The organism is Paraburkholderia sp. Ac-20347 (assembly GCF_017104805.1).
In the GTDB taxonomy this organism is placed as follows: Bacteria; Pseudomonadota; Gammaproteobacteria; order Burkholderiales; family Burkholderiaceae; genus Paraburkholderia; species Paraburkholderia tropica.
Map to the genome: position 1 here is coordinate 1 of NZ_JAAGPN010000236.1, position 12,669 is coordinate 12,669.

Annotated in this window: 5 protein-coding genes and 1 pseudogene; all 6 read right to left on the reverse strand. The window is 67.0% G+C overall.

What is annotated here, in order from left to right; genetic code table 11:
- Positions 1 to 470, reverse strand: a pseudogene (locus G3N97_RS30320) (4-alpha-glucanotransferase); the annotation flags it as partial.
- The gene (gene treZ, locus G3N97_RS30325) at positions 467 to 2,428 is read right to left on the reverse strand and encodes a malto-oligosyltrehalose trehalohydrolase (RefSeq protein WP_205996622.1); all 1,962 of its coding nucleotides are present in this window, start codon (positions 2,426 to 2,428) and stop codon (positions 467 to 469) included. The gene treZ and the pseudogene G3N97_RS30320, both read right to left, overlap by 4 nt.
- Positions 2,429 to 2,455: 27 nt before the next feature.
- A complete protein-coding gene (gene glgX, locus G3N97_RS30330; RefSeq protein WP_205996623.1) occupies positions 2,456 to 4,675 on the reverse strand; it encodes a glycogen debranching protein GlgX in 2,220 nt (739 codons plus the stop codon).
- Between the two features lie 66 nt (positions 4,676 to 4,741).
- The gene (gene glgB, locus G3N97_RS30335) at positions 4,742 to 6,958 is read right to left on the reverse strand and encodes a 1,4-alpha-glucan branching protein GlgB (RefSeq protein ID WP_205996624.1); all 2,217 of its coding nucleotides are present in this window, start codon (positions 6,956 to 6,958) and stop codon (positions 4,742 to 4,744) included.
- Positions 6,951 to 10,421, reverse strand: a complete 3,471-nt coding sequence (treS, locus tag G3N97_RS30340; protein WP_205996625.1) for a maltose alpha-D-glucosyltransferase — start codon at positions 10,419 to 10,421, stop codon at positions 6,951 to 6,953. The genes glgB and treS overlap by 8 nt, the downstream gene beginning before the upstream one ends.
- Positions 10,418 to 12,669 (reverse strand): alpha-1,4-glucan--maltose-1-phosphate maltosyltransferase (locus G3N97_RS30345; RefSeq protein WP_205996626.1); only part of this gene is annotated, 2,252 nt, incomplete at its 5' end. The genes treS and G3N97_RS30345, both read right to left, overlap by 4 nt.

Sequence of the window (12,669 nt, forward strand, 5' to 3'; positions counted from 1 at the left end):
GGTCTACCGGTCTCGTCGCCGACACGCCAGCAATGCGGCGGCGCGACGGCAATCGTCAGGCGATGATCGTTGACCGTGAGCGTGTGATAGCCGGGCTCGGAGAGCGGCGCAAGCAGCGCGGGCTCGCCCTTGGGCATCGTGAAGCGGCCTTCGATATGCTCGCCGTTTTCCAGATCGATCCGATAGTGACTGCCCGAACGCACCGCCGAAGGCGGCAACTCGATCGCGCTTTCGTACTCGGCGGTGATGAGCGGCGGCAGACGGCGCGTCGACTGCTCGGCGTTCAGCAGCGACGTGCTGTGGCGCAACTGCGTGGCGTTCGCGCAGGGCAGGCCCGCGCATTCGAGCAAGGCGGCGAGCGTGCTGTCGGGCACGCGCTGCATGACGCCGTGGGCGTCGGACCATTCGACCTCGAAGCCCGCGCGGCGTGCGAGGGCTTCGAGCGTTTCGCTGCGGCGCGCGGTGCTCATGCGTGCGGCTCCTCGCGGTGGACTTCGCGTGCGTCGTGATGCAGTGCGTAATCGGGCACGTCGCCGGTCAGCCAGGCCACGCACGCGCGTTCGGGCAGCACGCCGTTGTCGGTGAGATCGCGTGCGCGCGGCGGCGTTTCGAACACGACCATGCCTTCGGGCGCGCGTTCGAGGCGCACGCATTCGTGGCCGAGATTCAGCGCGATCGTGTAGATCTCGCCGTCGTCGAGACGCCAGCGTGCGATCAGCGCCGCGCGGCGCGGCGTGTTGGCTTCGCCGCCGCCGTCATGGCGATCGTCGGCGAGCACGGTCGCGCCGAGCGCGCGCGCGTGACGCAGACGCGGCATCAGCAAACGCGCGCGCACCGCGAGCGCCGACTTGTAGAAGTGCATCCAGTCGAGCCGGTCGCCGTCGAGCGGCGCATTGGACGACTGCGTGGGCGACTGCGCGGGCGGCGACGAATTCTCGAACGTGCGCACGTCGTTCGGATCGGGAATCTGCTCGCGGCGCGTGGCGTCGGTGAAGGCCGCAAACGCCTTGAACTCACGGCGACGGCCTTCGCGCACCGCATCCGCGAGATCGCCTTCGAAGGCGGTGAAGAACTGGAACGGCTGCGTCGAACCGTATTCCTCTTCCATGAACAGCAGCGGAATCTGCGGCGAGAGCAGCAGCAAGGCCGTGGCTGCGCGCAACGCGTCGTCGTCGTTGGCGAGCGTACGCAGACGGTCGCCGAACGCGCGGTTGCCGATCTGATCGTGGTTCTGCAGGAACATCACGAACGACGTGGGCGACAGATGCGCGCTCGGTTCGCCGCGCGGCCGGCCGTCGTGCACCGGCGACGGATCGCCCTGATACGCGAAACCCTCGCCGAGCACGCGCGCGAGCTGCGCGATCGGATGATCGGCGAACGCGCGGTAATAGCCCTCCGATTCGCCGGTGAGCATCACGTGCAGCGTGTGATGCGCGTCGTCGTTCCATTGCGCGGTGAAATGCGACTCCAGCAGATTCGCATCGTTGTGCTCGTTTTCGAGCACGAGATGGACGTGACGGCCGGGCTCCACGCGCGCGCGCACGTGGTCGGCGAGTTCGCGCAGCCAGTCCGGATTGTCGATGGCGTGCACGGCGTCGAGGCGCAGTCCGTCGAAGCGATATTCGTTGAGCCAGTAGAGCGCGTTGTCGCTGTAGAAGTCGCGCACTTCGGGGCGCTCGAAGTCGAGCGCGTCGCCCCACGGCGTGCGTTTTCCGGCCTTGAAAAAGGGCTTCGCGTACTGGCCGAGCCAGTTGCCGTCCGGGCCGAAATGGTTGTAGACGACGTCGAGCAGCACCTGCAGACCGTGGCCGTGTGCGGCGTCGATCAGCGCCTTGAGTTCGTCGGGCGTGCCGTAGGCCGCGTGCGGCGCGTAGGGCAGCACGACGTCGTAGCCCCAGCCGCGTTCGCCGGGAAAGTCGTTGAGCGGCATCAGCTCGATGGCGGTGACGCCGAGTTCCGCGAGCGCGGGCAGACGATTCATCACGCCCGCGTAGCCGCCCAGCGCGCCCACGTGCAGTTCGTAGAGCACGGTTTCTTCCCACGGACGGCCGTGCCAGTACGCGTGACGCCAGGCGAACGCACGCGCGTCGACGATCTGGCTCGGGCCGTGCACGCCTTGCGGCTGAAAGCGCGAAGCGGGGTCGGGCACGAGTTGTTGTCCGTCGATCCGGTAGCGATACAGCGTGCCCGCCGCGCACGGCGCCTGCGCCTCGAACCAGCCGTTGTGCGAAGGCGTCATGTCGAGCGGCGCGCTCGCGGCGGCGCTGCCGTCGGCCGTTTCGAAGACGATCTGCACCGCGCTGCACGACGGCGCCCAGAAGCGAAAGCGCGTGTGCGGCTTGCCGGGCGCGACGCCCGTCAACTGCGCGCCGAACGGCAGGCAATGCGAATAGTGGCGGATGGGCGAATCATGCGAAAGCGGGGACATGGCCGATTCCTGTAGCAGATTCCTGAGCTATCGAGCTGTGTTTTCCTGCGCGGCGTGCGGCTGGCGCGGGTCGGGCGGCGGCGTCCTCGCGGACGCCGCGCCGTCGTGCCCGCTCTCGTGGCCCGCCTCGTGCGCGGCTTGCGCGCTGTGCGCGGGCCGCGCGCACAACACGACCAGCGCATGCGCGGCGACTTCGAAGCTGGCGTCGTACAGCGCGTGCGGCGCGTCCTCGGGGTGCGCGGTGTCGAGCAGCGTGCTCCACGCGAGGCGCGGCGCGGGCGCGCTGAACGTCACCGCCTGCGAGGACGCGTTCAGCATCATCAACAATACTTCGATTTCGCCGTCGAGTCCCGGGCCTGCGCGCCGCACCGCGAACGCGCGCGCTTCGGGGTCCTGCCAGGCCGCGGGCGTGAGCCGTTCGCCGTGTTCGTCGAACCAGTCGATGTCGTGCACGTCGGGCATCACCTCGCGGTCGCCGAACAGGAACCGTGCTTCGCGCAGCAAGGGATGATCCCGGCGCAGCGCGATCGCGCGCGCGCAGAACGCGGTCATCGCTTCGCCTTGCGGCGTCGCGGCGAGCGCCCAGTCGACCCACGATATTTCGTTGTCCTGGCAGTACGCGTTGTTGTTGCCTTGCTGCGTGCGGCAGGTTTCGTCGCCGGCCAGCATCATCGGCGTGCCGAGCGCGATGCAGAGCGTGGCGAACATCGAGCGCGCGACGCGTGCGCGCGTGTCGAGTATCGCCGGATCGTCGCTCGGGCCTTCGACGCCCCAGTTCGCGCTCCAGTTCTCGTTGTGGCCGTCGCGGTTCTCCTCGCCGTTCGCTTCGTTATGTTTGCGCTCGTACGACACGAGATCGGCGAGCGTGAAGCCGTCGTGCGAGGTCACGAAATTCAGCGAGGCCCACGGGCGGCGCTTGCGCTTGTCGAACAGATCGGCGGAACCGGTGAGCCGCGCGGCGAGATCGGCGCGCTGCGCGGGCGCGCCGCGCCAGTAGCGGCGCACGCTGTCGCGATAGCGGTCGTTCCATTCGGCGAATCCGGGCGGATGATTGCCGAGCTGATAGCCGCCCGGCCCCACGTCCCACGGCTCGGAAATCAGCTTGACCTGCGAGAGCACGGGGTCCTGGCGCAGCACGTCGAAGAAACCGCTGTCCGGATCGAAACCGTGCGGCTCGCGTCCGAGCGTGACGCCCAGATCGAAACGAAAGCCGTCGATGCGATACGACGTGGTCCAGTAGCGCAGCGAGTCGGCGACCATCTGCAGCACGCGCGGATGCGACAGATTGAGCGTGTTGCCGCAACCCGTGTCGTTGATCAGATGGCGTTCGTCGCCGGGCACGCAGCGGTAATAGCTCGCGTTGTCGAGACCGCGCCACGAGATCGTCGGGCCGACTTCGCCGCCTTCGCAGGTGTGGTTGTAGACCACGTCGAGAAACACTTCGATGCCGGCCGCGTGCAGCTGGCGGATCGCGATGCGCATTTCGTCGGTGTCGTGGCCCGCGAGATACAAAGGCTCGGGCGCGAAATACGCCGCCGTGTTATAGCCCCAGTAATTGCGCAAGCCGCGCTCGACGAGAAAGCGCTCGGAAAGAAACGCGTGCACCGGCAGCAGCTCCACGGCCGTCACGCCCAGCTTGTGCAGATGCTCGATGAAATGCGGCGAGCCGAGCGCGGCGAAGGTGCCGCGCTGATGGTTGCGCAAATCGCGGCGCAGCATCGAAATGCCGCGCACATGCGTTTCGTAGATGACGGTCTCGCTCCACGGCGTATTCGGCCGATGATCCTGCGACCAGTCGAAGGCGTCGTGCGTGACGATGCCCTTGGCCATCGCGGGCGCGGAGTCGCGCCGTTCGAGCGAGAGGTCGGCGCGGTTCGAATGCACGCGATAGCCGTACAGCGTGTCGGACCAGCGGATCTGGCCGACGAGACGGCGCGCGTAGGGATCGAGCAGCAGCTTGTGCGGATTGAAGCGATGGCCTTCGTGCGGCTGATACGGACCGTGCGCGCGAAAGCCGTAGACGGTGCCCGGATGCGCGTCGGGCAGATAGCCGTGCCAGATTTCGTCGGTGCATTCGGGCAGCTTGTAGCGCATGCGTTCCTTGCGGCCGGTCGGGTCGAAGATGCACAGCTCGATGCGCCACGCGTGCGCCGAGAACACCGCGAAGTTGGTGCCCAGCCCGTCCCACGTCGCGCCGAGCGGGTAGGGCGCGCCGGGCAGCAGCCGGTCGGGCATGCCGTTAGCCATATCGATGCTCCTTCTGCTGATTCTTGTATTGCATCGGATTCCTGATGAACTTCGCGTGCTGCTCGATCAACGTCGCAAACGCAGGATCAGCGTGCCGAGCGGCGGCAGCACGAGCGCCGCCGATTGCGGACGGCCGTGGCTCGGCACCGGTTCGGTCGAGATGAGCCCGCCGTTGCCGATGTTCGCGCCGCCGTAGACTTCCGCGTCGCTGTTGAGCGCTTCTTCCCACTGCCCCGGCTGCGGCATGCCGATGCGATAACCGTGGCGCGGCACCGGCGTGAAATTGCAGACGGCGGCGATCTCGTTGCCCGCGCCGTCCACGCGCCGCCACGCGAGCACGCTGTTCTCGCTGTCGTCGGAAACGAGCCATTCGAAACCGCCCGGCTCGGTGTCGAGCACGTGCAGCGCGGTTTCGTCGGCGTAAAGACGATTGAGGTCGCGCACCAGCGCTTGCACGCCGCGATGCAGCGGGTCGTCGAGCAGATTCCAGTGCGGCGTGCCGTCGTGATCGAACTCCGCCATCTGGCCGAACTCGCCGCCCATGAACAGCAGCTTCTTGCCCGGATGCGCCCACATGAAGCCGAAATACGCGCGCAGGTTGGCGAACTTCTGCCAGCGGTCGCCGGGCATCTTGCCGAGCAGCGAGCCCTTGCCGTGCACCACTTCGTCGTGCGAGAGCGGCAGCACGAAGCGCTCGGACCACGCATAGACCATCGCAAACGTCATCTCGTGATGGTGATAGCGGCGATGCACGGGATCTTCGTGCATGAAGTGCAGCGTGTCGTGCATCCAGCCCATGTTCCATTTGAACTGGAAGCCGAGGCCGCCATCCTCGGGACGCGCGGTCACGCCGGGCCACGCGGTCGATTCTTCGGCGATGGTGATGACGCCGGGCCGCTGCGGCACGTACTGCGTTTCGTGATTGAGGCGCTTGAGGAAGGCGATCGATTCGAGATTCTCGCGGCCGCCGTACATGTTCGGCACCCACTCGCCCTGCGCGCGCGAATAGTCGCGATAGAGCATCGAAGCGACGGCGTCGACGCGCAGGCCGTCGACGTGATAACGCATCAGCCACGCAAGCCCCGACGCGATCAGGAACGCGCTCACCTCGCGGCGGCCGAGGTTGTAGATCATCGTGTTCCAGTCGGGGTGATAGCCCTCGCGCGGATCGGCGTGCTCGTAGAGCGCGGTGCCGTCGAATTCGATCAGGCCGTGCGCGTCGTTCGGAAAGTGCGCGGGCACCCAGTCGAGAATCACGCCGAGTCCCGCTTCGTGCGCGCGGTCGACGAATGCCGCGAAGTCGAGCGGCGAACCGAGACGCGCCGTGGGCGCGAACTGCGAAAGCGGCTGATAACCCCACGATCCGCCGAACGGATGCTCGGCCACTGGCAGCAATTCCAGATGCGTGAAGCCCATGCCCTGCGCGTAGGGAATCAGGCGATCCGCGAGCGCGCGCCAGTCGGGCGCGGGCGAGTCGGCGCCCTGCGTGGGCAGCCAGGACGACGCATGCACTTCGTACACCGAGATCGGCGCGCGCGCGTTCTGGCGTTCGGCGCGCCCTTGCAGCCAGTCGTGATCGTGCCAGGCGAAATGATCGAGCGCGTCCACGGGCGCGACCACCGACGCCGTGGCGGGCGGCGCTTCGGTCTGGAACGCGCAGGGATCTGCCTTGAGCGGCAACACCTCGCCGCGCGCGCCGAGGATCTCGAACTTGTAGCGCGCGCCCGCAGCCACGCGCGGAATGAACAGTTCCCACACGCCCGCTTCGTGGCGCAGCCGCATCGGATGCCGTCGTCCGTCCCACGCATTGAAGTCGCCGACCACGGAGACGCGCTGCGCGTTCGGCGCCCACAGCGCGAAGCGCACGCCCGGCACGCCGTCGTAGACGAGCGGCCGCGCGCCGAGACATTCGAGCACGGCATACGGGTCGCCGTCGGCGAGTCGATGCAGCGCTTCCTGCGGCAATTGCGCGCCGAACGAATACGGGTCTTCGACTTCCTGCGCCACGCCATGCCAGTCGATATCGAGCCGATACGCCACGCCTTCCGCGATCGGCCCGGCGAACAGACCGGCGGGATGCACGCGCGTGAGTTCGGCGAGCGTGTGCGCGCGGTCGCGCGCGAGCACACGCACACGCGAAGCGTTCGGCAGCCATGCGCGCACGTAAGGCGCGCCGTCGACCCAATGCATCCCGAGCACGGCGAACGGATCGCGATGACGCGCGTGGATCAGCGCGTCGATGTCGTGATGATGCAGGCCGGCGTCCGGGGCGCGCTCAGGCATGTCCGCTTCCTCCCGTGTGAGTGTGGGTTGGCGTCTGGCCGAGCAAACTGCTCGCGAGCGCGGCGAGGCCACGCACCGGCAGACCGAGCCACGAAGGCCGGTTGGCGGCTTCGTAGCGGATCTCGTAGGCCGCTTTCTCGATCAGGAACAGGTCGAGTAGCGCCTGTTCGTGCGACGCGCCGACGAGCGTCAGCGGCGCATTGGCGACCGCCGCGCGGTACTGGCTCAGGAAGGTTTCGGCGGCGTGACCGCGGAAGCGCTCGAACAGCGCGCGCTTGCGCTCCGCGATCTGCTGCGGCGCGCTTTCGGTGCTCGATTGCGCGGCGGCGTTCGCGTACGACAGCGAGCGCAACAGGCCCGCGACGTCGCGCAGCGAACATTGCTTCGCGCGCCGGTAATCGAGCGAACGCGCGGGCTCGCCTTCGAAGTCGATCAGATACGCGTCGCCTTGCGCGAGCAGCACCTGGCCGAGATGGAAGTCGCCGTGAATGCGGATGCGCCACGCGGCGGCGTCGAGCGGCACCAGCGTGTCCACGGCGGCCAGCAGCGCGTCGCGGCGCTCGATCAGACTACGCGCGAGTTCCTTCGTGTCGGCGTCGAGCGTGTGGTCGTCGTCGCCGATATGGTGCGCCACGATGTCGAGCGCCGTCACGAGCATCTTGCGCGCGTCGCCGACCCACTGGCGCACGTCGTCGGGCGTCGCGGCTTCGGGCGCGAAGGCGGAATCGGCTTCGTCGTCGTCGGGCAGCGCGAGCACGGCGTGCAGCTCGCCCAGACGCTTGCCGATCGCACCGATCACGGCGGCGTAGTTCTGCATCACCTCGTCTTCGTGGGCCTGATCCTGCTCGCCGGTTTCGCCGTCGTCGGCGGCGAGCGCGAGTTCGTCGATCGTGCGGCGCAGATAATCGAGCGCCCATTCCCACGCGTCGCCCTGGTTGTCGATGAAGCCTTGCAGGATCGCGAGCGTATGCGGCACGCCCTGCGGATCGACGCGCACCACTTCGCCATAGAGCGGCGCGGTGTTCGCATAGCCGAGCTTCGTCAGATGGCGGCTCATTTCCGCTTCCGGATGCACGCCCGCCATCAGGCGGCGCACGAGCTTGAGCACCAGCGTTTCGGCGATGATCAGCGAACTGTTGCTCTGTTCGGCGGCGAGCCAGCGGATTTCGGGTTCATCGCCGAGATCGAGTTCCTCGATGCGATCGGTCGGCTCGAAACGGATCGTGCTGCCTTGCACGGTCGGCACCTGCGCGCGCTCGCGCAGTTTGCGCAGCACGCCGTAGGCGAACCACGGCAGCGCGAAGGCATCGGTCAGATAACCGATCGTGCGCCCGCGCCGCACGCGCGAGAGCGCGAGCTGGATGTGCAGCGGCGTGGTGGTGTCCGCGCCCCAGGTGATCGCGATCGGCAGGACGTAGCGCTCGGTCGTGCCGTCGGCGAGTTCGGCTTCGATCTCCGTGAACGCGAAGCCCGCACCCGTGATGGTCGTGAGCGCCGCGAGCCGCACCGAGCGCAGCGGCTTGTCTTTCGACGCGAACCAGCGACGCCGCGACAGCCACGAAGGCAGCACTTCCGATTCGAGCAGGCGCACGTTTTCGGGCGTGGCGCCGGTCTGTCCTTCGCGGATCACCACGGTCACGAATTCGGGCAACTGCTCGGACGCCGGCTGGCTCCACGACGGACGCTGGCTGCCCGGACACAGCAGGAACCACAGGAAACCGTAGGGCGGAAAGGTCAGCAGATACGGCAACTGGCCGATCGGCGGAAACACCGAATCGGCGGTCATTTCCACGGGCGCGGTGCCAGCGAATTCGGACAGATCGAGTTCGACCGCCTGCGGCGCGCGCGAGAGATTCGCCACGCACAGAATGGACGGCTCGCCCGGCATCTCGCGCAGATACGCGAGGATCTTGCGATTCGCGGGTCGCAGAAAGCGGATCGTGCCGCGCCCGAACGCCTGCTTCGAGCGGCGCGTGGCGAGCATGCGGCGCGTCCAGTTGAGCAGCGAATGCGGATCGCGGCTTTGCGCTTCCACGTTGATCGCGTCGTAGCCGTAGAGCGAGCCCATCAGCGGCGGCAGCACGAGCTGTTCGGGATCGGCGCGCGAAAAACCGCCGTTGCGATCCGACGACCACTGCATCGGCGTGCGCACGCCGTCGCGGTCGCCGAGGTGAATGTTGTCGCCCATGCCGAGTTCGTCGCCGTAATAGATCACGGGCGTGCCGGGCATCGACAGCAGCAGCGAATTGATCAGTTCGATGCGGCGGCGGTCGCGTTCCATGAGCGGCGCGAGACGGCGGCGAATGCCGAGATTCAGCCGCGCGCGCCGGTCGCTCGCATACGTGTTCCAGAGATAGTCGCGCTCGGAATCGGTGACCATTTCGAGCGTGAGTTCATCGTGATTGCGCAGGAAAATCGCCCACTGGCAACTGGGCAGCAGATCCGGCGTCTGCTTCATGATGTCGATGATCGGAAAGCGGTCCTCGCTCGCGATCGCCATATACAGGCGCGGCATCAGCGGAAAGTGGAACGCCATGTGGCATTCGTCTTCGTTGCCGAAATATTCCTGCACGTCCTCGGGCCATTGATTCGCTTCGGCGAGCAGCATCCGGTTGGGATAATGCTCGTCGATGGTCGCGCGAATCTTCTTCAGAATCGCGTGCGTCTCGGGCAGGTTCTCGTTGTTGGTGCCTTCGCGCTCGACCAGATACGGCACGGCGTCGAGCCGCAATCCGTCGATCCCCATGTCGAGCCAGAAGCGCATCACCTGCAGCACTTCGCGCAGCACGGCGGGATTGTCGAAATTCAGATCGGGCTGGTGCGAATAGAAACGGTGCCAGTAATACGCGCCCGCGACGGGATCGTGCGTCCAGTTCGACGGCTCCGTGTCGATGAAGATGATGCGCGTGCCCTGATAGCGCTGATCGGTATCGGACCACACGTAGTAATTGCGATGATTCGAGCCGGGCTTCGCGCGCCGCGCGCGCTGAAACCACGGATGCTGATCCGAGGTGTGATTGATGACCAGTTCGGTGATCACGCGCATGCCGCGCGCGTGCGCTTCCTGAATGAAGCGGCGCACGTCGGCGAGCTGGCCGTAGTCGGGATGCACGTTGCGATAGTCGGCGATGTCGTAGCCGTCGTCGCGGCGCGGCGACGGATAAAACGGCAGCAGCCAGATCGCGGTCACGCCGAGCGAGGCGATGTAATCGAGCTTGGAAAGCAGGCCCGCGAAGTCGCCCACGCCGTCGTTGTTCGCATCGAAGAACGACTTCACGTGCACCTGATAGATCACCGCATCCTTGTACCAGTGCGGATCGTCGGAGAGCAGCGAGGGCTTGCCGCGCTTTTGCGTGGCGTGCGCCCGATGGCCGTGCTCGTCGTCGTGCTGCGCGGTCGGGTCCGAGACCGGCGCGGCGTCCGGATTCGGCGGCGCCTCGTGCGAAGCGGGATCGCGTTTCATGTGGCTCCTCCGGGAGGGAAGTCCGCGTTGAATTCGGGGTGGCCTTCGACCGGTTCGTCGAGTGCGTCGGGCGGGGTGTCGCGCGGCAGACCGTCGATCGGCGCGATGCGCCAGATCGCGAACGGCCGCGCGTGCGGATCGAGCCGCACGTGCTGCCAGCGGCTTTGCCATTCGAAGCGCTCGCCGCTCATTTCGTCGACCACGGCCAGCCGCGCGTGATCGTCGATCTGCCAGGCCTGGAAGGTGTCCCAGGACAGTTCGATATCGGCGCCCTGCTCGTTCCACGGGTCGAGGTTGATCGCCACGACAATCACGTTGTCGCGCGCGGGCGTGGCCTTTTCGAAGCACAGCACGTTGTCGTTGTGCGCGCCGAGAAAGGTGATGCCCAGATGCGATTGCAGCGCGGGATTCGCGCGCCGGATACGATTGAGCGAGGCGATTTCCGCCACGATATTGCCGGGCCGGTTCCAGTCCCACGCACGCAGCTGATACTTTTCGGAGTCCAGATATTCTTCGCTGTTGGGCAGCGGCCGCGCCTCGCACAATTCGAAGCCGCTATACACGCCCCACAATCCCGAGAGCAGCGCGGCGAGCGCGGCGCGGATCAGGTGGATCGAACGCGCGCCGCTTTGCAGATAGCGCGGATTGATGTCGGGCGTGTTGACGAAGAAGTTCGGCCGGTAAAAATCGCGCACTTCGCTCTGCGTGAGTTCGCTCAGATAGTCGATGAACTCGCGCTTCGATTCGCGCCACGTGAAGTACGTGTACGACTGCGAAAAGCCGATCTTCGCGAGCCGGTACATCAGGCGCGGACGCGTGAAGGCTTCGGAGAGGAAGATCACGTCGGGATGGCGCGCGCGCACATCGGCGATCATCCATTCCCAGAACGGCAGCGGTTTCGTATGCGGATTGTCGACGCGGAAAATGCGCACGCCCGCATCGACCCAGAACAGGATCACGTCGCGCAGCGCGAGCCACAGTTCGGGCTTGGCATCGTGCGCGTAGAACTCCGGATTCACGATGTCCTGATACTTCTTCGGCGGATTTTCGGCGTAGCGCAGCGTGCCGTCGGGACGCCACGCGAACCAGCCCGGATGCGCCTTCAGCCACGGATGGTCGGGCGAGCACTGAATCGCGAAATCGAGCGCGATTTCGAGGCCGTGCGCGTGCGCCGCGTTGAGCATGCGGCAGAAGTCCTCCAGCGTGCCCAGTTCCGGATGCACGGCGGTGTGGCCGCCTTCGGCCGCGCCGATCGCGTACGGGCTGCCGACGTCGCCGGGTTGCGCGTTCAGCGCGTTGTTGCGGCCCTTGCGGTTCGCGAGCCCGATTGGATGGATCGGCGGGAAATACAGCACGTCGAAACCCATGTCGCGGATGCGCGGCATCTTCGCGATCACGTCGTCGAAGGTGCCGTGGCGCGCTTCGTCGTCGCTCATCGAACGCGGGAAGATTTCGTACCAGCTCGCGAAACGCGCGGCGGCGCGCTCGGCGTCCACGCGTTGCACCGTGGCGTCGCGCGAGAGGAACGGCCGGTGATTCGCGGCGCGCACGGCGGCGGCCGTGGCGGGCGAGGCGAGCAGCGCGCAGCGCGTGTCGGTGTCGGCGCTCACGAAGCGTTTGACGAGCGCGTCGAGCGCCGCGCGGGTTTGCAGGTGCGCTTCGCTGTGGTCGTCGGACGTGTCGGCGGTCGCGAGCACGAGCGCGAGCAGGCGGCTCGCTTCTTCGAGTTCGAGATCGACCGGCTGGTTGGCGTCGCGCTTCTTTTGCAGATGCACGGCGAGCGAGGCGAAGTCGTCGCGCCACGCGATCACCACGAATTCGTAACGTCCCACGCGTTCGAGCGGGAACGTGCCGCTCCACAGGTCGGTGCCGGCGGGCGGCAGCGGTTTCATCGGCGATTCGTGCCACGCGGTTTCGTCGGCGGCGCGCCAGAGGATCGCGGCGTCGATGCGGTCGTGGCCTTCCGCGAAGATCGCGGCGCGCACTTCGCATTGCTCGCCCACGATGCGCTTGGCGACGAAACGTCCGTGATCGACGGACGGCGACACGCTTTCGATCGCGATGCGCGGCGCGGCGATCGCTTCGATCACGCTCTTGTGGCCGCTGGTCGGCGACTTCGCGAGATCCTCGGGCGGCGCGAGCGCGACGAGCGGCGTCGCCAGCGCGCGGAACATCCAGCACGCGCCCGCGGGCAGCGTGAACGTCGGGGGAATCGCGCTCGCGTCGCGCGGCGAGCGTTCGCGCACGC

Bases quoted from the DNA above. Each gene is read 5' to 3' on its own strand.
- treZ (WP_205996622.1), bottom strand. From the start codon at position 2,428: ATGTCCCCGCTTTCGCATGATTCGCCCATCCGCCACTATTCGCATTGC.
- glgX (WP_205996623.1), bottom strand. From the start codon at position 4,675: ATGGCTAACGGCATGCCCGACCGGCTGCTGCCCGGCGCGCCCTACCCG.
- glgB (WP_205996624.1), bottom strand. From the start codon at position 6,958: ATGCCTGAGCGCGCCCCGGACGCCGGCCTGCATCATCACGACATCGAC.
- treS (WP_205996625.1), bottom strand. From the start codon at position 10,421: ATGAAACGCGATCCCGCTTCGCACGAGGCGCCGCCGAATCCGGACGCC.